The following is a 20831-nucleotide window of genomic DNA, read 5'->3' as shown; positions in this document are numbered from 1 at the left end:
GCCCTGCAGCATGCTCCATCGCGGGAGCCGTTTTGCAATGTTGACGCTGTTCAGTCTTCTCACCGCGCTGCCTGCGGTGTTGGCGCTCCACCTGCTCGAGCCGGAACTCGTTCTACCGGCCTTCAGCCTCGTGCTCTTTGCCGAGGCCGCCTTCGCGGTGATCGCAGCGCGCTTGATCCACCTTCCGGACAATGCGGAGGACATCACGCTCTGGGACCTTGCAGGCGGCTTCACCCTGATCGGGTGCGCCGCTGCAGTGTTCGGCGAGCCGGATCAGGCCGCCCTGTTTCTGACGGAACAGGGGGGCCCACGGCCGGTGTCGCAGCCTTAGGCCGCCCCATCACCCCTCAGTGAATCTCCGCCGAGCGCTTCAGCGCGGCCTTCAGCTTCTCGAGCGAGAAGTCGGGACTGCGGGCGATCTCCAGGATCGGCGTCTCGCGGCGGCCGCAGAGCTCGGCGGCCTCCGGCAGCTTTGCGGCGATGTCGAGCGGGATCACGATCGCACCGTGCTGGTCGGCGTGGATCAGGTCGTCGGACTTCACGGTCATGCCGGCAACGCGAACCTCGCCGCCAAAGCTTTCCGCATGCACCCAGGCATGCGACGGGCCGATCGAGCCGGCCAGCGCCTGGAAGCCCGGTGCCCATTGCGGAATGTCGCGGATCGAGCCGTCGGTGATGACGCCGAGACAACCGAGCGCCTTGTGCACGTTGCTCTGCACTTCGCCCCAGAACGCGCCGTAGCCGACGTCGGGACCGTCGATGTCCTGGATCACCGAGATGCGCGGACCATGGCCGGTGCCGACATATTCGTAATACTCGATGCGGCGCCTGGACTGCTCTTCGGCCGGAAGCGAGGATTTCAGCACCGAGCGGATCGCGACCGTGCGGGCATAGCCGACGATCGGCGGCAGGTCGGGAAACGGGCAGACCAGTTGCTTGGTGGTGTAGCCGATCAGTCGGCGCTCGGGCGCCACGATCTCCATGGCATTGCAGATCGTCGGCGTGTCATAGCGGCCCAGCGCTTCGAGGACGGAAGCGGGCAGCGGCCCGGTCGCTTTATCAGTCACGGCGTTCTCTCCCAGATTGGCGGTCGCTGTTGGCGCGATGCCGCCGGCACAGGGCGATATAGCCGAGATCAGGCCTCAACCCAACTCGGGGGGCCTCATGGCAGATATCCGCGCGTGGCCGCTCAGTGCAGCCGTCCGGGCCGGTCGTCGTCGTCGTTGGGCGGCTCCGACAAATTCGCCAGCGTCGGCGCCGACGGCGGTGACGTGACCTCGCCTCCCGACGGCGCGGTGGCGTCCATCGCGCGGGCCTGGTCGCGATAGGATTTGTAGCCGAGCGGCAAAGCGAGAAGATACAGCACCGTGCCAATCGATAGCACGTGCCAGGGATAGGCGATCAGCAGCGCGATGAAGACGATCACCGCGACGAACGCCGGCAGCACCAGCTCCGGCGGCACGCGCATGCGCTTGGTCTTCCCGGAGAACACCGGCAGGCGCGACACCATCAGGAAGGCGATCAGCAGTGTGTAGGCGGCAGTCAACCCTGCGGGCCAGCGGCCGAGATCGAGGAACGCGACATAGATCGGCAGCAGCACGGTGATCGCGCCGGCCGGCGCCGGCACGCCGGTGAAGAAATTGGCAGCGAAGGCCGGCTTGTTCGGGTCGTCCATGGTGGCATTGAAGCGCGCCAGGCGCAGGCCGCCGGAAATCGCGAACACCATGGCAGCGATCCAGCCGGCATTGCCGAGCTCGTGCAGCTGCCAGAAATACAGCATCAACCCTGGCGCGACGCCGAAATTGACGAAATCGGCGAGGCTGTCGAGCTCGGCGCCGAACTTGGACTGGCCCTTGATCATGCGCGCGATGCGCCCGTCGATACCGTCGAGCGCGGCCGCGAACACGATGGCATAGACCGCGAGCGACATCCGCCCCTCGATCGACAGCCGGATGGAGGTCAGGCCGGCGCAGATCGCCAGCAGCGTGATGACGTTGGGCACCAGCATCCGCACCGGAATCGGGCGGAACCGCCGGCGGCGCGTATCGGGGTATTTGAAGTCATAGGGCGTCATCGCGGGTCCTCACCTCAAGGCGAGATATAGCAAGCCGCGTCCCCCTCCGCCATTGCGGCGGAAGGCCCCCACAGACCGACTTATTGGTTAATTGGCGCGGAAGGCGCGGCTGGGGTCGTCTCCGGAAAGGTCGGCCAAAATCGTCTCGCCGGCGATCGCGGTCTGCCCTTCCGAGACCAGCGCCTTGCTCCCCACAGGCAGATAGACATCGAGCCGGGAGCCGAAGCGGATCAGGCCGAAGCGCTCGCCGGCGCCGATCGCCTGGCCCTCCCTGACGAAGCAGACGATGCGCTTGGCGACGAGCCCTGCGATCTGCACCACGCCGATCCGCGCCGTCGCTGTCGAGATGACCAGCGAGTTGCGCTCATTGTCCTCGCTGGCCTTGTCGAGCTCGGCATTGATGAAAAGGCCGGGCCGGTAGGCGATGCGGTCCACCCTGCCCGCTACGGGAGCGCGGTTCACGTGGCAGTTGAACACGCTCATGAACACCGAGATGCGCGGCAGCGGCCGGTCGCCGAGCCCGAGCTCGGCCGGCGGCAGCGCCATGGTGATCATCGAGACACGGCCGTCGGCCGGCGACACCACAAGCCCCTCGCGCACCGGCGTCACGCGCACCGGGTCGCGGAAGAACAGCGCGCACCACACGGTCAGGATCGTGCCGATCCACCCCAAAGGCGACCACAGCCAGAACAGGACGAGGCTTGCCAGCGCAAAGCCGCCGATGAAGGGATAGCCCTCCTTGTGGATCGGCGGGATCTGACGCTGGATCGAATCGAGAATGGACATCGGTATCTGCCGCTCGGGGTTAATGGCACGGGGTCGTCGCGCGGGCTTGTTTAGGCCAGAGTTGGGACCGGAGACAAGGTCACTCCGCTGCCGCAGGCGCCGTCAGGGCGTCATCGACCGGCGGCGGCTCCCGGTTGGGTGCCTCGCTGGTATCGGCCATCTTGGCCAGCTTCTCGCGTGCCGCCTCGGCCTCACGCTGCCTGTTCCACATGCTGGCATAGAGACCGCCATGCGCGAGCAACTGGCCATGGGTCCCCCGCTCGGCAATGCGGCCCTGATCCAACACGATGATCTCGTCAGCCCCGACGATGGTCGAAAGCCGGTGCGCGATCACCAGCGAGGTGCGGTTCTTCGCCACGCGGTCGAGCGCGCCCTGGATCTCGTGCTCGGTATGGGTATCGAGCGCCGAAGTCGCCTCGTCCAGCACCAGGATCGGCGGCGCCTTCAGGACGGTGCGCGCGATCGCGACGCGCTGCTTCTCGCCGCCGGACAGTTTGAGCCCGCGCTCGCCGACCTGGGTCTCGTAGCCCATCGGCGCCATGCGGATGAAATGGTCGATCTGGGCCAGCTGCGCCGCCTCTTCGACTTCAGCGTCATCGGCGTCCCAGCGACCGTAGCGGATGTTGTAGCGGATGGAGTCGTTGAACAGCACGGTGTCCTGAGGCACCATGCCGATCGAGGCACGAAGCGAATCCTGCGTCACCGAGCGGATGTCCTGGCCGTCGACCAGGATCCTGCCGCCGGAGACATCATAGAGGCGAAACAGAAGCCGCGAGATGGTCGACTTGCCTGCGCCCGACGGGCCGACGATGGCAACGGTCTTGCCGGCCGGCACCTCGAAGCTGATGCCCTTGAGGATCGGGCGGGTCGGCTCATAGGCAAAGCGCACATCCTCGAAACGCACGGTGCCGGCGGAGATGACGAGGGGCGTTGCATCGGGCGCGTCCTTGATCTCGGCCTCGCGGCCGATCACGCCGAACATCTTCTCGATGTCGATGATCGCCTGCTTGATCTCGCGATAGACCATGCCCATGAAGTTCAGCGGCTGGTAGAGCTGGATCATCATGGCGTTGACCAACACGAAATCCCCGACCGTGTTGGTGCCGTTGCGCACGCCGATCGCACACATCAGCATCGTCGCGGTCAGCCCCAGCGTGAAGATCACGGCCTGCCCGGTGTTGAGCACCGCGAGCGAGGTGTAGGTGTGGACGCTCGCCTCCTCGTAGCGCGCGACCGACTTGTCGTAGCGCTGCGCCTCGCGGGCCTCGGCGCCGAAATACTTCACGGTTTCGTAGTTGAGCAGCGAGTCGATCGCCTTGGTGTTCGCCTCGGTGTCGGAATCGTTCATCCGGCGCCGGATGCCGATCCGCCACTCGGTCGCGATGTAGGTGTAGTACATGTAGAGCGTGACCGTGATCAGGGTGGCGACCACGTAACGCCAGTCGAACTGCCAGAGCAGCACCGCCATCAGCAGCGTGACCTCGACGATGGTCGGGATCAGCTGCAGGATCACCATGCGCACGATGACCTCGATGCCCTCGCGCCCGCGCTCGAGCACGCGCGTCAGGCCGCCGGTCTTGCGCTCGAGGTGGAAGCGCAATGACAGCTCGTGCATGTGGACGAAGGTGATGGTGGCGAGCTTGCGCACCGCATGCATGGCGACGCGCGCGAAAATGCCGTCGCGCCATTGCGTCAGCAGCGCCATCAAGATGCGCATCACGCCGTAGCTCACGGTCAGCAACAGCGGCGAGGCGATCACCCAGAGGTGCCAATTGTCCGCCTGCACCGGCGCCGTGTTGGCGCCGGTCAGCGCATCCGTCGCCCATTTGAAGCTGAACGGCACCGTCAGCGTGATCAGCTTGGCAGCGAGCAGCAGCACAAGCGACCACACCACGCGCATCTTCAGGTCGAAGCGGTCGCCCGGCCAGATATAGGGCCACAGATGCGCCAGCGTGCCCATCAGCGTCGCCCGCTCCGGTGCGCCGCCGGGAGGAGGATCGGGAACGTCGGCGCCGTCGAACGATTGAGGTTGGTCCATCAAAAAGCCTGAAAGCCCGCCGGATGCGGGCGTCGCTGCGATTAACGATTTTCGCACGTCATATAGAGCCTTCCCGATGCCAGCGCACCCCGCCAGATGGCGAATCTTCGATTGTTTGCCGCCATTTACCGGTAGATTTCCGGGTGATCCGAATCACCGATTGGGCTTGACGCCTCTTCGCTGCAATGCATCATGGCACCAATGAGCACTATTAAAACCGTCTGTGTCTATTGCGGCTCCGGCCCCGGAACCAATCCCCGCTTCACCGAAGGCGCCAAGGCGTTCGGCAAGGCGCTCGCCGAGAACAACGTTCGGCTCGTCTATGGCGGCGGCTCGCTCGGCCTGATGGGCTCGGTCGCGACCTCCGTGCTCGATCACGGCGGCACCGTCACCGGCATCATCCCGGAATTCCTGCGGATGCGCGAGAACGCGCTGACACGCGTGCAGGAGATGATCGTCACCCCTGACATGCACGAGCGCAAGCGCTTGATGTTCGAACGCTCCGACGCCTTCGTGGCGTTGCCCGGCGGCGTCGGCACGCTGGAAGAGCTGGTCGAGCAGTTGACCTGGAAACAGCTCGGTCGCCACGCCAAGCCGGTGCTGCTGGCGAACATCGACAATTTCTGGGAGCCGCTGTTCTCGCTGCTGTCGCACATGCGCCAGACCGAGTTCATCCGCGCCGGCCTTTCGGTCGACATTCTCAAGGCCGATCGGGTCGAGGACATTCTGCCGAAGCTGAAGGCGGCCGCGGCCCAGATCGACGAGGCCGAGAAGAAGCTCGCGCCGGAAGTGGCCCGCAAGCTCTGACGTCCTACTCGCTCGGAAACGTCACCGCCTCGATCCGGTTACCATCGGGGTCGGTGACGAAGGCCGCGTAGTAGCGCACGCGATCATGCGGACGGATGCCGGGCGCACCGTCCGAGGCGCCGCCGGCCGACAGCGCTGCGGCGTGAAACGCATCGACCTCGCTTGTCGTCTTCGCCCGCAGGCAGATGTGAACGCCGCTTTCGGGGGCTACGGGCGGCATGGCCTCGCGTAGATTGATCCAGAATTCCGGATAGGCCTTGCCGAAACCGACCGTGCGCGGCCGCGTGACGAGGCGCGAAAGGCCGAGGGCGGCGAGCGTTGCCTCGTAGAATTTCGCAGCGCGCTCGAGATCGCTGACGCCGACGGAGATGTGGTCGATCATGCCCTGCCCTTTCCTCACCTCCGAGCCGCGCGAGAGCAACCGAGAAGCCGCGGCGTACTGGATATCCCGCCTTCGCGGGGTATGACAGTCGTCGTGGGACTTACGCCGGCGCGCCCGACTTCACGAGCTTGTAGATCACCGAATCCATCAGCGCCTGGAACGAGGCGTCGATGATGTTGGGGGAGACGCCGACCGTGGTCCAGCTGTCGCCGTTCTCGTCCTCGCTCTCGATCAGGACGCGCGTGACCGCGCCGGTGCCGCCGTTGAGGATACGCACGCGGTAGTCGATCAGCTTCAGCCCCTCGATGTATTTCTGGTACTTGCCGAGGTCCTTGCGCAGGGCAACGTCGAGCGCGTTGACGGGACCGTTGCCTTCGGCAGCCGAGATCAGGTGCTCGCCGGCGACGTCGACCTTCACCACGGCCAAAGCGACGGTGACACGTTCGCCGTGCGAATTGTAGCGCTGCTCGACATTGACGTCGAACTGCTCGACCTCGAAATAATGCGGTACCTTGCCGAGCGTACGGCGCGCCAGCAGTTCGAACGAGGCGTTGGCGGATTCATAGGCGTAGCCGGCCGCCTCGCGCTCCTTCAACTCCTCGACGAGACGCGTCAGCTTCGGATCGCTCTTCTCGTAGGGAATGCCGGCGCGGTCGAGCTCGGCGATGACGTTGGAACGTCCGGCCTGGTCCGAGACCAGGACCTTGCGGTGGTTGCCGACCGTCTCCGGCAGCACGTGCTCGTATGTCTGCGGGTCCTTCAGCACCGCGGACGCATGGATGCCGGTCTTGGTGACGAAGGCGCTCTCGCCGACGTAAGGAGCATGCCGGTTCGGCACCCGGTTGAGCATGTCGTCGAGCGTGCGCGAGACCTTGACCAGAGTTGCCAGCTTCTCGGCCGTGACGCCGATCTCGAAGGCGTCCGAAAACTCCGGCTTCAGCTTCAGCGTGGGGATCAGCGAGCAGAGATTGGCGTTGCCGCAGCGCTCGCCAAGGCCATTCAGCGTGCCCTGGATCTGCCGCGCGCCGGCACGCACCGCGGCGAGTGAATTGGCCACCGCCTGCTCGGTGTCGTTATGGGCGTGGATGCCGACGTGGTCGCCGGGGACGTGCTTAGTAACTTCGGTGACGATGGCCTCGACCTCGTGCGGCATGGTGCCGCCATTGGTGTCGCACAGCACCACCCAGCGCGCGCCGGCCTCGAAGGCGGCCTTGGCGCAGGCGAGCGCGAAGCTCGCATCTTCCTTGTAGCCGTCGAAGAAATGCTCGCAATCGAGCATGACCTCGCGACCGGCGGCCTTCGCGGCCGCGACGCTGTCGCGGATCGAGGCGAGGTTTTCCTCCTTCGTCGTCTCGAGCGCGACGCGCACCTGATAGGCGGATGCCTTCGCGACGAAGCAGATCGCGTCGGCCTTCGCTGCCAAAAGCCCGGCCACACCCGGATCGTTCGAGACCGAGCGCCCGGCCCGTCGCGTCATGCCGAACGCCGTGAAGCGCGCATGGGCGAGCTTGGGCTTGCTGCCGAAGAACTCGGTGTCGAGCGGATTGGCGCCGGGATAGCCGCCTTCGACATAATCGATGCCGAGGTCATCGAGCATCACGGCGATGACCTGCTTGTCGGTCAGCGTGAAATCGACGCCGTTGGTCTGCGCGCCGTCGCGCAGCGTGGTGTCGAACAGATAAAGGCGCTCTTTGCTCATTGCCCCGCTCCGAGCGTCTTCTTCATGGTGGTGTTGGCAAGCCATTCGTCATTGATGGTGACGCTATTGCGCTGCTGGGCAGTGTAGCCGCGCTTGGCGAAAAAGCCCTGCGCGGTGTCGCTGGCATCGACGTTGAGGCTTTGCGCGCCGCGGCCGCCGGCAAGCTTTTCCAGCGCATCGACCAGCATGGTGGCGATGCCCTGCCCGCTGGCGGCCGGATGCACATAGAGCATGCGGATGTGGTCATTGCCGCGCAGCGAGGCAAAGCCAACCGGCGAGCCATCGAGCGTCGCGATCAGCGTCAGGTCGGACGCGAGCTGCTTGCCGAACTCTTCGCTGTCCGCCACCTCCATCCAGGCCTGCTGCTGCGCCTCGCTATAGTCGTCGCCAGTCAGCTCCTCGATGCTGGCGGTGAAGATGGCAGCAAGAATTGGCACGTCCGCCGGCAGGAACGGCCGCAAGCCGGGCTTTGGCAAAGTCTGTCCCATCGTCCTCACCACATCCCATAGAGCTTGAGAACCAGCGCCACGGCGCCCGCGAGCAGCGCGATCTTCAGCGCGATGTAATAGAGCCAGTGCCGCGGGAAAGGCGTGTCGGGCCGTTTCATCGCGCGACCTCCCAGGTGGTGCCGTTCTTGGAATCTTTGACGACTATTCCGAGCTTGGCCAACTCTTCACGGAGTCGATCCGATTCAGTCCAGTTTTTCGCCGCACGGGCTTCTGCGCGCGCGCGCAGCAAAAGGACTGCCTCTTCGCTTAGCTCGCTAAAATGATTTCCGTGGACTGCAACATCGCCAGAAACATCGATGACGCCGGAATGATACCGTCTCTGCGGAAAACCGAGAAACAGAAGGGAAGCATGCAGCTCCGCCAACCGTCCCTGCTTCCTTAGTTCATGGAGAACAGTAACCACCCGCGCTGTATCCAAATCATTAGCCAGAGCTGCAATCACCTCGGGCGCAGGAACATCGCTAGGGGTGCTTTGGGTGCCCGCTCTCCACCAAGCCTCCAACACGTTGGAGGCGTCGACCAAGCTTTCGACGGTCCAGTCGATGGGGTCGGCATAAGGCGTCTTGAACATCGCCAGGCGAAGTACGTCACCATCCCAGCTTTGGCCCCCGAACTTCTTGGTCGCCAGAAGTTCGTGAATGGTCACGAAGTTGCCGAGGCTCTTCGACATCTTCTCGCTTTCGACCTGCAGGAAGCCGTTGTGCATCCAATAATTCGCCATGCGCTGCTGATGGAAGGCGCAGCAGGTTTGCGCGACCTCGTTCTCATGATGCGGAAACACGAGATCGATACCGCCGCCATGGATGTCAAAATGCTCGCCGAGATGCTTCCACGCCATCGCCGAGCACTCGATGTGCCAGCCCGGGCGCCCCTCGGCCTTGATGCCGGCCGGCGACGGCCATGACGGCTCGCCGGGCTTGGACGGCTTCCACAGCACGAAGTCGGTGGCATCGCGCTTGTAAGGCGCGACATCGACGCGGGCGCCGGCGATCATCTCGTCGAGCGATCGCTTCGACAGCGCACCGTAGCGGGGCAGCGAGGAATTTGCTGCGTTCATCGCCTGCGGCGAGAACAGCACGTGGTCCTCGGCGGCATAGGCAAAGCCGCCCTTGATCAGCCGCTCGATGATCTCGCGCATCTCGCCGATATGCTCGGTCGCGCGCGGCTCGACGCTCGGCCGAAGCGCGCCGAGCGCGTCGACATCGGCGTGAAACTGCTTGCCGGTCTGCTCGGTGACCTTGCGAATGGCCTCGTTCAGCGGCAGGCCCGGGAAATCGCGCGCGGCGCGGTCGTTGATCTTGTCGTCGACGTCGGTGATGTTACGGACATATTTGACGTGCGCCTCGCCATAGAGATGGCGCAGCAGCCGAAACAGCACGTCGAACACGATCACCGGCCGTGCATTGCCGATATGGGCGAAGTCGTAGACGGTCGGTCCGCAGACATACATGCGGACGTCTTTCGCATCGAGCGGCGCGAAGATGCGTTTTTCTTTCGTCAGCGTATCGTAAAGGCGCAATTCCATATGGATACCCGTCGGCTGTTGGCCGGGCGTCCAGGGATCTCAATGTTTTTGAGAAAAGACGGCTCCAGCCAGCGAATCGCTAGCTCGTAATCTCGCGGCAAATGGCGCAAATGGCGAGGAGACCGTTCATGCGGCCACATATGGGCTATGAGGCGGCCCCGCGTCAAGGGAGCCGCGGAAATGCCGTTTTATGTCCGCAAAGCGCACAGCCCGCCGGGATGGTTCGTGATCCTTAACTATTTGAGCCCATTCTGGAACCAGATTGTTCCCTTTTTTGCCTCCCGGTATTTTCATGCGATCCTTGCTCGCGCTCATTTTCAGCGCCTCGATCCTCGCGGCATCCGGTGCCCGCGCCGAGACCCGCGTCTTCATCATCGCCAACCGGGCTGACGGCTACGGCGTCGATCAGTGCCTGGCCAAGGGCGAGAAGTGCGGCGCCTCCGTCGCCCGCACCTACTGCCAGTCACGAGATTTTGCCCAGGCATCAAGCTATCGCCGGGTCGATCCCGAGGAAATTACCGGCTCTGTCCCCAAATCCGGCGCAAACTGCTCCCATGGCCATTGCGACGAATATGTCGCAATCACTTGCCAGCGCTGAATTCGCTCGGAGCTGGCGCAGCTTAGGCCCGGTCCATTGGCCCCCAAAACGACGTGACGATGCCGCAGGAAGCGGCTATTGGGAGGGCGCGCTTCGGCGCCCAAATCGCTTCGGCGTCCAAGTCGCTTCAGTCCAAGTCGCTTCAGTCCAAGTCACATTGGGCCATGACCTCGCTAGAATGGCGGATATGCCTGAATTCTTGTCCCTCTCTCGTGCTCGCTTGCTTCTTGCCTGCACCGTGCTCTTGAGCACGGCCGTGCTCGTCACCGGCGCCCTCGCGCAGGCCGGTCCGCCCGGACCGCCGCCTCAACCCGGTCAGAACGGACTTGGGCCCAATCCGATGTGCGTGCGGTTGGAAGGCCAGCTCGCGGCGCTGGACCGCGGCGGCGGTGGTGACCCCGCGCGCGAAGATCAAATCCGCCGCTACCAGGATTCCCAGGCCAAGCAGCAGGCCGAGTTGGACCGCGTCACCATGCAGGCCAAGCGCATGGGCTGCGATTCCTCCGGCTTCTTCTCGCTGTTCAACGGCCAGTCGGCCCAATGCGGACCGGTCAACACCCAGATCCAGCAGATGCGCGCCAATCTGGACCAGATCACCGGCAATCTCGAGCGTTTGCGCGGCGGTGGCGGCTTCAGCGCGGAACGCGACAGTCAGCGCCGCTCGGTGCTGGTTGCGCTGGCGCAGAACAATTGCGGCCCGCAATATGCCAACGCCGTGCAGTCGCAAGGCGGCGGCAACTTCCTCAGCAATCTGTTCGGCGGCAACAACGCGGGCAATCCGCAAAGCGTGCCGCCCTCCGATCTCGGGCCGCAATCCGGCACCTATCGTACCGTGTGCGTGCGCACCTGCGACGGCGCCTATTTCCCGGTCTCGTTTGCGACGGTGCCGGCGCGCTTCCCCGACGACGAGAAGACCTGCAAGGCACTCTGCCCGGCCGCGGAAGCCGTGCTCTACACCCATCGCAATCCCGGCGAAGACATGAACTCCGCGGTCTCGGTCAGTGGCCAGCCCTACACGGCGCTGCCGACCGCTTTCAAATTCCGCAGCGAGTTCAACCCGTCCTGCTCCTGCAAGGCCGCGGGACAGACCTGGGCGGACGCGTTGAAATCGGCCGATGACAAGGCGGCGGCCGAGCAGCAGGGCGACATCATCGTCACCGAGGAGAGCGCCAAGAAGATGCAGCAGCAGCGGCTCAACAAGGGCACGGCTGCGAATGCCAAGAAGGGCGCAGCTCCCGCGCCGACGACGGCGAATGCACCGGCCGCGACGCCGCCGGCAGATACCGCCCCCCCTGCGAGCTCCGAGAACAAGCCGATCCGGTCGGTCGGGCCGACCTTCCTGCCGCAGCAGCAAAAGTAAATCACCTTTTGCTCAACTGTCATGCCCCGCGACCCGGCTACGCCAAGGCTTCGCGGGGGTTTGAGGTCTTGGCTCGCCGAAGCTTCAGCGTAGGCGGCAAGCGGGGCATCCAGTACTCCGTGTTGACAGTTGGCGCGCACCGGCAGCGCCGCGGAGTATTGGATCATCCGCTTTCGCGGATGATGCCAACAATCAATGGGGCGCGATCGCCCGTCTCACTCACCCTCGCGGCTCCACGGGAAGAGATTGGCCGGAAAGTCCGCCGCGTAGCGCCTTCCCTTCCTGGGCGGCGGCGGCGCGTCCGGTGGATTCGGATTCGGCTCGACCACCCGCCGATAGAGGTGCCAGGTGGCATGGCCAAGCACCGGCAGAACGACAGCGAGACCGACGAAGAGCGGTAACGAGCCGATCACGAGCAGCACCGCGACGATGACGCCCCATCCGGCCATCGCAACCGGGTTCGCCGCTACTGCTCGGAGCGAGGTGCGGATCGCGTCGATCGCAGTCGCATGCCGGTCGAGCATCAACGGAAACGACACGACGCTGACGCACAAAGCCACAACCGCAAACAGGAAGCCGACACCGCAACCGACGATGATGAGCGACCAGCCTTCCGGTGTCGTCAGCACGCGCGTTGCGAAGTCGGGAATGCTTGCGGCCGCCGCATGACCGAAGATTGAGACATAGATTGCGTTCGCGACACCGATCCAGGCCCCGAACAGGACCAGCAGGAGCACGCCGAGTTCTACCATGGCGCCCAACGACGGTGCGCGCAGCACCTTGACCGCATCCCATGCATCGACCTCCTCGCCGCGCTCACGACGCCGGCTGAGTTCGTAGAGACCGATCGCGGCAAACGGGCCAATCAGGGCAAAGCCGGCGGCCAGTGGAAATAGTAGCGGCAGCACCGAATAGCCGAGAACCATCCTGAACAGGACGAGACCGAGAACGGGATAAATCACGCATACGACGATCGCGTGACTCGGCATCGCCTGGAAATCCTCCCAACCCAGGCGCAGGGCCTCGGTCAGATCGGACAGGCTGATCTTGCGAACGGGATAAGAGGCCGCTTCGCCGAATACGTGCCGCCTGATGATGTCGTGGGAGTACAGAGTGGCCATGAACGGACCCTCCCGTGCTGAAAATCGCGGTTTCGATAACACGCGCTTTCCAGCCACGCGTGTCCGCCTGATGAGCAGGAAACGCGATGGGTCGAGTACGGCAACCCAGGTTCAACGAGCGAGCCTGGCCGGACGGAACCCGTCGCGACCTGCCTCGCAAAGTTTAGCGCTTGCGGCGCAAGGCTGCACTCACGGTTGGGTGAATTGTGCACTGGCACGGATTTGTGCGTTGCATCACCCAGACCCAACCTGCGCGCCTGATGCTCTGTCGGCTTTGCCAGCACGGCGATCAACCACGTCGGGGCACCTACATTGCGCTATTGACGCCGGGTTGGGCTGGTATCATTTTAGACGCAGACGCCCTTAGAGTTGATGGTCGCGAATATTCTCTTGATTTCGCGGCCAGTGGAATGGGCGAGGCAAGAGGCCGGCGATGGCAATAAGTGCCAACCGAAAAAGGCCAGCCATCGCGACAGACATGAGCTCCGCCCTGGATTCGTATCCGTAGCCTTCGATGGCAAGGATGGATCAGGATGGCTGTCGCACTGATACTGCTTCTGGTCGCGATCGGCTCGGTGCTGTTTCACCTCTACAGCCCATGGTGGTGGACGCCGATCGCCACGAACTGGGCCTATATCGATCACACCATCAACATCACGTTCTGGATCACGGGCTTCGTTTTCGTCGCGGTCATCGCCTTCATGGCCTATTGCGTCTTCCGCTTTCACCACAAGGAGGGAAGACGGGCTGACTACAATCCTGAAAACAAAAAGCTCGAATGGTGGCTGAGCGTGGGAACCGGAATCGGCGTCGCGGCGATGCTCGCCCCTGGACTCGTGGTCTGGCACCAGTTCGTGACGGTCCCTGCGGATGCCACCGAGGTCGAGGTGATGGGCCAGCAATGGCAATGGAGCTTCCGCCTTCCGGGCAAGGATGGGCGGTTGGGCACATCCGATGTCCGCAACATCGCGTCCGAAAATCCGATGGGGCTCAATCGCGATGATCCGCATGCGCAGGACGACGTCGTGATCGAGAACGGCGACCTGCACCTTCAACTGGGAAAGCCGGTCAAGGTTCTGCTCCGCTCGGTTGATGTCCTGCACGATTTCTACGTGCCCGAATTCCGGGCCAAGATGGACATGGTTCCAGGCATGGTGACTTATTTCTGGATCACGCCGATCCGAACCGGAACGTTCGACGTTCTCTGTGCGGAGCTTTGTGGCGCGGCTCACTATCAGATGCGGGCCAAGGTCATCGTCGACGAAGAGCGTGAATATCACGCCTGGCTGGAGCAACAGAAAACGTTTGCAGGATTGCCGCCTGCAAGCACCGTCGTGAAGGCGACATATCAATCCGGCGGCAAGTAGCAAGCGCCGCCGCGAAGATGGATCGGGTGCGTGAGACCAACTCGTCGCCCCCGATGGAAACGACCGAGGAGGTTTTCTATGGTCGATATTCCATACGAAGGGATCGCAGGCACTCCGCCTGCCGAAGTACCTGATGTCGAGCTCTATCATCCGAGGAGCTGGTGGACACGGTATGTCTTCTCGCAGGACGCCAAGGTGATCGCCATTCAGTACTCGCTGACGGCCTCGGCCATCGGGCTGGTGGCCCTGGTGCTCTCGTGGCTGATGCGACTGCAACTGGGATTCCCCGGCACCTTCTCCTTCATCGATGCCAACCAGTACCTCCAGTTCATCACCATGCACGGCATGATCATGGTGATCTACCTGCTCACCGCATTGTTCCTGGGCGGCTTCGGCAACTACCTGATCCCGCTGATGGTCGGCGCCCGGGACATGGTCTTCCCCTATGTGAACATGCTGAGCTATTGGGTCTACCTGCTCGCAGTCCTCGTGCTGGCCTCGACATTCTTCGTGCCCGGCGGCCCGACCGGCGCCGGCTGGACGCTGTACCCGCCGCAAGCAATCCTCTCCGGAACGCCCGGGCAGGATTGGGGCATCATTCTCATGATGTCGTCCCTGATCCTGTTCATCATCGGCTTCACTATGGGCGGGCTGAATTACGTGGTGACGGTGCTCCAGGCACGCACCCGCGGCATGACGTTGATGCGCCTGCCCCTGACGGTGTGGGGCATTTTCACGGCAACCGTGATGGCGTTGCTGGCATTCCCTGCACTTTTCGTTGCCTCGGTCATGCTGCTGCTCGACCGCCTGCTGGGAACCAGTTTCTTCATGCCCTCCCTCGTCGAGATGGGCCAGCTGTCGAAATATGGCGGGGGCAGCCCGCTGCTCTTCCAGCACCTGTTCTGGTTCTTCGGCCACCCCGAGGTCTACATCGTTGCCCTGCCCGCCTTCGGCATCGTTTCCGATCTGATCAGCACGCATGCACGCAAGAACATCTTCGGTTACCGCATGATGGTCTGGGCGATCGTGGCCATCGGCGCGCTCAGCTTCATCGTATGGGCGCACCACATGTATGTGAGCGGCATGTTCCCGCAATTCGGGTACTTCTTCGCCACCACGACGCTCATCATCGCCATCCCCACTGCGATCAAGGTCTACAACTGGGTGCTGACCCTGTGGCGCGGCGACATTCATCTCAGGGTGCCGATGCTGTTCGCCCTCGGCTTCATCATCACCTTCGTGAACGGCGGGCTCACCGGCCTCTTCCTCGGCAACGTCGTCGTCGACGTGCCTCTCTCGGATACCATGTTCGTGGTCGCGCATTTCCACATGGTGATGGGCGTGGCGCCGATCATGGTCGTGCTCGGCGCGATCTATCACTGGTACCCCAAGGTCACGGGGCGAATGTACAATGACGCACTCGGCAAGTTTCACTTCTGGGTCACTTTCCTCGGCGCCTACCTGATCTTCTTCCCGATGCACTATCTTGGACTGCTCGGGGTTCCGCGCCGGTATTTCGAACTCGGAGAAACGTCGTTTATCCCGTCCTCGGCCCATTCACTGAACGCCTTCATCTCCGTGGTGGCCTTGACCGTCGGCTTCAGCCAGATGGTGTTCCTGTTCAATCTTGCCTGGAGCCTGTTCAAAGGTGAGGCCTCAGGCGGCAATCCGTGGCGGGCGACGACGCTGGAATGGCAGACGCCGGAGACGCCTCCGGGGCACGGCAACTGGGGCAAGGAGCTCCCGGTCGTGTACCGCTGGGCCTATGATTACAGTGTGCCTGGCGCCGCGGAGGACTTCATTCCGCAGAACCAGCCGCCGCACGCGACGCAGCTCATTCAGGGAGCTGCTTCGTGAGCGCCATCATCCTTTTCCTGGCTGTGCTTGCGGTGATCGCCGGGTGGTGGCTGTCGCAGCAGCGGCTGACGGCCAAGCCCTGGCTGGAGGAAGGCCCGGCTGGTGACTTCCCCGGCGGCGATGCCATGACCTGGCCGGCAGCGAAGGTCGGACTTGGGGTGTTTCTCGCCGTCGCGAGCGCATTGTTCGTCCTCTTCATCAGCGCCTACTCGATGCGCATGGACGTGGCGGACTGGCGGACGCTGCCCGTGCCGCGGCTGCTGTGGTTCAACACGGGCGTCCTGATCCTGAGCAGCGTCGCGCTGCAATGGTCCTACGTGGCCGCGCACCGAGACGACGCTGAAGGCGTCATGATCGGCCTGCTCGCGGGCGGCGCAGCTGCCGTGATCTTCCTCGGCGGACAGCTTCTGGCATGGCAACAGCTCGGCGCGGCCGGATATTTCGTGGCGTCCAATCCGGCGAACTCCTTCTTCTACCTGTTGACCGCAGTGCACGGGCTGCATCTGACCGGTGGTCTGGTGGCTTTGGGCCGAACCTCGACCAAGATGTGGCGCGGCGCCGGGATCGCCGACATGCGCTTGAGCGTGGAGCTGTGCGCCATCTACTGGCATTTCCTGCTGCTGGTCTGGCTTGTGCTGCTCGGGCTTCTCACGGGCTGGACCGACGATTTCGTCAACATCTGTCGCCGATTGCTGAGCTAGGGAGGCGAGACCAGATGGCAGAGACCGTGCTGACAAATCCGGGCCATTCGACTGCGCGGCTTGAGGGCTGGCGCGGCATCGCCGCCGACTGGGCGTCCGATCAGCGCGCCTTCAAGAACGTGTCCTGGGGCAAGGCCATGATGTGGATCTTCCTCCTCAGCGACACCTTCATCTTCAGTTGCTTCCTGCTTTCCTACATGACGGCGCGCATGTCGACGACCGTGCCCTGGCCGAATCCCAGCGAAGTCTTCGCCCTCAATATCGGCGGCAACCACATCCCCCTGATCCTGATCGCCATCATGACCTTCGTGCTGATCAGCAGCAGCGGAACGATGGCGATGGCCGTCAATTTCGGCTACCGCCGCGATCGCGTCAGAACCGCAGCCTTGATGCTGGCCACAGCGGCGTTCGGCGCAACCTTCGTCGGCATGCAGGCCTTCGAATGGACCAAGCTGATCATGGAGGGCGTCCGGCCCTGGGGCAATCCGTGGGGCGCACCGCAGTTCGGCGCGAGCTTCTTCATGATCACGGGCTTCCACGGCACCCACGTGACGATTGGCGTGATCTTCCTGATCGCCATTGCGCGGAAGGTCTTGCGCGGCGACTTCGACGTCGAGAGGCGTGGCTTCTTCACCAGCCGCAAGGGGTATTACGAGATCGTCGAGATCATGGGCCTGTACTGGCACTTCGTCGATCTCGTGTGGGTGTTCATCTTTGCATTCTTCTATCTTTGGTGAGGTCGGCGCATGACAAACGCGGCGGTACACATGGAAGGACAGCTCCACGCTCCGGCTCATGGCGCAGTCGCAACGGGAGCCGTTCACGCCAGCGGTCAACAGCACCCGATCAAGCTCTACTTGGTGGTCTGGGGCTGGTTGTTCGTCCTCAGCACGTGCTCCTACCTCGTCGACTATTTTGGCCTGCATGGCTATCTGAGGTGGTCGCTGATCCTGCTGTTCATGATGTTGAAGGCCGGCCTGATCGTCGCCGTCTTCATGCACATGGCCTGGGAGCGACTGGCGCTGGCCTATGCCATCCTGCTGCCGCCGATCGCGGTGTTGGTCTTTGTGTCGATCATGGTGCTCGAATCCGAATACACGCACTTCCTGCGGGTGCTGTTTTTCGCAACCCCATCGTAGCGGCAAATCTGAGTTCTACCGCCACTACTTTGCGAGGTGGGCATCTGGTTACGCCAGCTCGCTGCGAAGCCTGCGGTCGATTGCGCGCAGCAGTTCGCCAACCCGCCCTCCACCGGACGGTGCGAGCGGGTAGCGGCGCAGAACCTCGACGAGCCCAGGCGTCGCGCGCCGGACGGCGCGCTCAACATAGTCGGCACCAACATCTGCAGCATCGCCCGCTGCAAGTTCAGTGGCCCGGGCTGCATGGGCGGGCGCGCCGAGAATGTGCCTGACCTGAGTCGATCGAGCCAAGGGATGGAGATAGGCCGCGGATGAGGCACACATCGCGGCGCGCGCAGCTTGGCTGGCTGCTGCATTTTCGGCTTCCCTTGCTGCCTTCAGCGCGGCCCAGGCAGCATCGCGCAAGGCCTTCACCCGCTTGCCTCCTCTTGCGAACGTCCGGGCGGTTTCGAGCGCATCGCGCGGACGGGAATCTGCGGGATACGATTGCTCGAATATCTCCAGCACGTCCGCGGCATTTTCCGCCGCGTAGGCAGCGACCTCACGGAGATCCTCAATATCTAGGATGAACTCGTCTGCCATGCCTCACCTGCTCGACACCAGCGCGGGGCCATCCCTATTGACGCGCTATGGCCGAAGTCGGTCGTCTCAATATCCGCCGCGGAGTACTGGATCATCCGCCGTCGCGGATGATGACAGCGAACCATGGGGCGCTATCGTCCTCACACCGAAAGCTTCACCCCTCGAACGCGTCGATCGACGCCTTGCTGCCGCGCGAGACCAGCGTCTCGTCGACGGCGGGCAGCCCCTCGCCCTTGTCGCGAAAGCGGTTGGTGATGGGATAGCGGCGGTCGCGGCCGAAATTCCTCGGCGTCACCTTCACGCCGGGCGCGGCCTGGCGGCGCTTGTATTCGGCGACGTTGAGCAGATGGTCGATGCGGGTGACCGTTTCGCGATCGAAACCGGCCGCGATGATCTGATCCAGCGGCTGCTCGCGCTCGACAAGACGCTCCAGGATGGCATCGAGCAGCTCATAGGGCGGCAGCGAATCCTGGTCGGTCTGGTTCTCGCGCAGTTCCGCGCTCGGCGGCCGTGTGATGATGTCGGGCGGGATCACCTCGCCCGCCGGCCCGAGCGCGTCATCGGGCTTCCAGCCGTTGCGCAGGCTCGCCAGCCGAAACACCTGCGTCTTGTAGATGTCCTTGATCGGGTTGAAGCCGCCGTTCATGTCGCCATAGAGCGTGGCGTAGCCGACCGACATTTCCGACTTGTTGCCTGTCGTCACCACCATCAACCCGGTCTTGTTGGAGATCGCCATCAAGAGCGTGCCGCGGCTGCGGGCCTGGAGGTTTTCCTCGGTGATATCGGGCGGCAGATTCTTGAAGAGGCCTGAGAGGATGGTCTCGAAGCCGGTCACGGCCTCCGCGATCGGCAGCACCTCATAGCGGATGCCGAGATGGCCGGCGAGCTCGCCCGCATCGGCGATCGAGTGTGCTGCAGTGTAGCGATACGGCAGCATCACGCCATGCACCTGATCGGCGCCGAGCGCATCGACCGCGATCGCCGCGCAGAGGGCCGAGTCGATACCGCCGGAAATGCCGAGCAGCACGCCGGGAAAACCGTTCTTGCCGACGTAGTCGCGCAGGCCCAGCACGCAGGCGGCGTAATCGGCGTTGTCGCCCTCGGGTGGCTCGGCGATCGGGCCCGTGCAGCGCCAGTCGTCGCCATTTCTCACAAAGCGCAGCGTGACGATGCTCTCGTCGAACGACGGCAATTGCGCCGCAAGCGAGAGATCGCCGTTGAGCGCGAAGGACGCGCCGTCGAACACGAGTTCGTCCTGACCGCCGATCTGGTTGAGATAAACCAGCGGCAGGCCGCTCTCGGTGACGCGGGCGACCGCGACCGACAGGCGCACGTCGTTCTTGTCGCGGGCGTAAGGCGAGCCGTTCGGCACCAGGATGATCTCGGCGCCGGTCTCGGCCAGCGTCTCGACCACGTTCTCGTAGTCCTCGGATTCCTCCAGCCAGATGTCCTCGCAGATCGGCACGCCAATCCGCACGCCGCGCACCGTCACCGGGCCCGCAGCGGGGCCGCGCGAAAACAGCCGCTTCTCGTCGAACACGCCGTAATTCGGCAGATTGCATTTGAAACGCAAGCCAGCGATGCGCCCGCCGTCGAGCAGCGCGCAGGCATTGTAGAGCTTGCCGTCCTCGACCCAGGGCGTGCCGACCAGCATGGCCGGCCCGCCATCGGCGGTCTCGCGGGCCAGTGCCTCGATCGCAGCGCGGCAGGCCGCCTGGAAGGCCGGCTTCTGCACGAGGTCTTCCGGCGGATAGCCGGCGATGAACAATTCCGGAAACAGCACGAGATCAGCGCCGTCGGCGATGGCTCTCGCGCGCGCATTGCGCGCCTTGGCGGCGTTGCCCTCGATATCGCCCAGGGTCGGATTGAGCTGGGCGAGCGTGACCGCGAATGCTTTGAGACGTTCGGTCATGGCCGCCGCGCTCCGATCAGATAAATCCCAGTCGCTCGATGATGGCGATGATCCAGAACGCGCCTGCCATCAGCAGCGCGACGCCGACGGCCGCCGAGCCCATGTCCTTGACCCGCCCGATCTGCTTATCGTGATCCATCGTCAGCCGGTCGGCCAGCTTTTCGATCGCGGTGTTGAGCAGCTCGACTGTCAGCACGAACGCAACCGAACAGACCAGCTCGACCGCGCGCATCGCGGTCGCGCCGACCAACCAGGCCAGCGGCAGCGACACCAGGAGCGCAAAAATCTCCTCGCGGACGGCCTGCTCCGATCGGAACGCAAAGGCCAGACCGTTACGGGAATTGATCGTGGCCTTCCAGATCCGCAGCAAGATC

Annotated in this window: 21 protein-coding genes; 9 read left to right on the top strand and 12 right to left on the bottom strand. The window is 63.7% G+C overall.

Going from position 1 to position 20831, the window contains the following annotated elements:
* The first annotated feature begins 37 nt into the window (after positions 1-37).
* Entirely contained in the window at positions 38-331 is a 294-nt protein-coding gene (locus tag GGD66_RS00290; RefSeq protein ID WP_018320938.1) for a hypothetical protein, read from the top strand.
* A 16-nt stretch (positions 332-347) separates the two neighbouring features.
* Here the strand turns inward: GGD66_RS00290 and GGD66_RS00285 are convergent, their stop codons facing one another.
* The 4 genes from GGD66_RS00285 to GGD66_RS00270 form a co-directional block, all read right to left on the bottom strand.
* Positions 348-1067: an RraA family protein gene (locus GGD66_RS00285; RefSeq protein WP_028145264.1), complete on the bottom strand. Its 720-nt coding sequence runs from the start codon at positions 1065-1067 to the stop codon at positions 348-350.
* A gap of 122 nt (positions 1068-1189) precedes the next feature.
* Positions 1190-2074, bottom strand: a complete 885-nt coding sequence (locus GGD66_RS00280; RefSeq protein ID WP_018320936.1) for a phosphatidylcholine/phosphatidylserine synthase — start codon at positions 2072-2074, stop codon at positions 1190-1192.
* A gap of 87 nt (positions 2075-2161) precedes the next feature.
* On the bottom strand, positions 2162-2884 hold the full coding sequence (locus GGD66_RS00275; protein WP_256375108.1) for a phosphatidylserine decarboxylase: 723 nt from the start codon (positions 2882-2884) through the stop codon (positions 2162-2164).
* A gap of 55 nt (positions 2885-2939) precedes the next feature.
* Positions 2940-4898 (bottom strand): ABC transporter ATP-binding protein/permease, encoded by a 1959-nt coding sequence (locus GGD66_RS00270; RefSeq protein ID WP_183256576.1) that lies wholly within the window; start codon positions 4896-4898, stop codon positions 2940-2942.
* Between the two features lie 201 nt (positions 4899-5099).
* Between GGD66_RS00270 and GGD66_RS00265 the strand changes: the two genes are divergently transcribed.
* Positions 5100-5705: a TIGR00730 family Rossman fold protein gene (locus GGD66_RS00265; RefSeq protein WP_026202462.1), complete on the top strand. Its 606-nt coding sequence runs from the start codon at positions 5100-5102 to the stop codon at positions 5703-5705.
* A 4-nt stretch (positions 5706-5709) separates the two neighbouring features.
* Here the strand turns inward: GGD66_RS00265 and GGD66_RS00260 are convergent, their stop codons facing one another.
* The 4 genes from GGD66_RS00260 to cysS all read right to left on the bottom strand — a co-directional run bounded on the left by GGD66_RS00260 (position 5710) and on the right by cysS (position 9820).
* Positions 5710-6087: a VOC family protein gene (locus GGD66_RS00260; RefSeq protein ID WP_183256575.1), complete on the bottom strand. Its 378-nt coding sequence runs from the start codon at positions 6085-6087 to the stop codon at positions 5710-5712.
* 100 nt (positions 6088-6187) lie between these two features.
* Entirely contained in the window at positions 6188-7786 is a 1599-nt protein-coding gene (cimA, locus tag GGD66_RS00255; RefSeq protein ID WP_183256574.1) for a citramalate synthase, read from the bottom strand.
* Positions 7783-8274: a GNAT family N-acetyltransferase gene (locus GGD66_RS00250; RefSeq protein WP_183256573.1), complete on the bottom strand. Its 492-nt coding sequence runs from the start codon at positions 8272-8274 to the stop codon at positions 7783-7785. Before GGD66_RS00250 ends, cimA begins: the two co-directional genes overlap by 4 nt.
* Positions 8275-8389: 115 nt before the next feature.
* Positions 8390-9820, bottom strand: coding sequence for a cysteine--tRNA ligase (gene cysS, locus GGD66_RS00245; protein ID WP_183256572.1), 1431 nt, complete (start codon positions 9818-9820; stop codon positions 8390-8392).
* A gap of 292 nt (positions 9821-10112) precedes the next feature.
* On the opposite strand from cysS, the gene GGD66_RS00240 reads away from it, so the two are divergent.
* Both GGD66_RS00240 and GGD66_RS00235 read left to right on the top strand, forming a co-directional pair.
* The gene (locus GGD66_RS00240; protein WP_183256571.1) at positions 10113-10418 is read left to right on the top strand and encodes a hypothetical protein; all 306 of its coding nucleotides are present in this window, start codon (positions 10113-10115) and stop codon (positions 10416-10418) included.
* Positions 10419-10596: 178 nt separating this feature from the next.
* Positions 10597-11778, top strand: a complete 1182-nt coding sequence (locus tag GGD66_RS00235) for a DUF2865 domain-containing protein (protein WP_183256570.1) — start codon at positions 10597-10599, stop codon at positions 11776-11778.
* A gap of 215 nt (positions 11779-11993) precedes the next feature.
* Here the strand turns inward: GGD66_RS00235 and GGD66_RS00230 are convergent, their stop codons facing one another.
* Positions 11994-12899 carry a DUF2189 domain-containing protein gene (locus GGD66_RS00230; RefSeq protein WP_179731431.1) on the bottom strand — a complete coding sequence of 302 codons (906 nt, stop codon included), beginning with the start codon at positions 12897-12899 and terminating at the stop codon, positions 11994-11996.
* A gap of 533 nt (positions 12900-13432) precedes the next feature.
* Here GGD66_RS00230 and GGD66_RS00225 point away from each other — a divergent pair.
* The 5 genes from GGD66_RS00225 to GGD66_RS00205 all read left to right on the top strand — a co-directional run bounded on the left by GGD66_RS00225 (position 13433) and on the right by GGD66_RS00205 (position 17963).
* The gene (locus GGD66_RS00225; protein ID WP_018320924.1) at positions 13433-14266 is read left to right on the top strand and encodes a cytochrome c oxidase subunit II; all 834 of its coding nucleotides are present in this window, start codon (positions 13433-13435) and stop codon (positions 14264-14266) included.
* 78 nt (positions 14267-14344) lie between these two features.
* Positions 14345-16123: a cbb3-type cytochrome c oxidase subunit I gene (locus tag GGD66_RS00220; protein WP_183256569.1), complete on the top strand. Its 1779-nt coding sequence runs from the start codon at positions 14345-14347 to the stop codon at positions 16121-16123.
* The gene (locus GGD66_RS00215) at positions 16120-16824 is read left to right on the top strand and encodes a cytochrome c oxidase subunit 3 (protein WP_018320922.1); all 705 of its coding nucleotides are present in this window, start codon (positions 16120-16122) and stop codon (positions 16822-16824) included. The genes GGD66_RS00220 and GGD66_RS00215 overlap by 4 nt, the downstream gene beginning before the upstream one ends.
* A 14-nt stretch (positions 16825-16838) precedes the next feature.
* Complete coding sequence (locus GGD66_RS00210; protein ID WP_092252412.1) at positions 16839-17561, top strand: heme-copper oxidase subunit III family protein; 723 nt, start codon at positions 16839-16841, stop codon at positions 17559-17561.
* Between the two features lie 9 nt (positions 17562-17570).
* Positions 17571-17963 carry a cytochrome C oxidase subunit IV family protein gene (locus GGD66_RS00205; protein ID WP_165637155.1) on the top strand — a complete coding sequence of 131 codons (393 nt, stop codon included), beginning with the start codon at positions 17571-17573 and terminating at the stop codon, positions 17961-17963.
* A gap of 48 nt (positions 17964-18011) precedes the next feature.
* Here GGD66_RS00205 and GGD66_RS00200 read toward each other — a convergent pair whose 3' ends face one another.
* The 3 genes from GGD66_RS00200 to GGD66_RS00190 all read right to left on the bottom strand — a co-directional run bounded on the left by GGD66_RS00200 (position 18012) and on the right by GGD66_RS00190 (position 20827).
* Positions 18012-18545: a putative immunity protein gene (locus GGD66_RS00200; RefSeq protein ID WP_183256568.1), complete on the bottom strand. Its 534-nt coding sequence runs from the start codon at positions 18543-18545 to the stop codon at positions 18012-18014.
* A gap of 154 nt (positions 18546-18699) precedes the next feature.
* Complete coding sequence (locus GGD66_RS00195; RefSeq protein WP_092252407.1) at positions 18700-20457, bottom strand: NAD+ synthase; 1758 nt, start codon at positions 20455-20457, stop codon at positions 18700-18702.
* Positions 20458-20473: 16 nt separating this feature from the next.
* Positions 20474-20827 (bottom strand): diacylglycerol kinase, encoded by a 354-nt coding sequence (locus tag GGD66_RS00190; protein WP_018320918.1) that lies wholly within the window; start codon positions 20825-20827, stop codon positions 20474-20476.
* Between the last annotated feature and the right edge of the window lie 4 nt (positions 20828-20831).

Source organism: Bradyrhizobium sp. CIR48, assembly GCF_014198315.1.
Lineage (GTDB): Bacteria > Pseudomonadota > Alphaproteobacteria > Rhizobiales > Xanthobacteraceae > Bradyrhizobium.
Note: the sequence above shows the minus strand (reverse complement) of the source record. Positions and strands in the feature narration are given on the sequence as shown.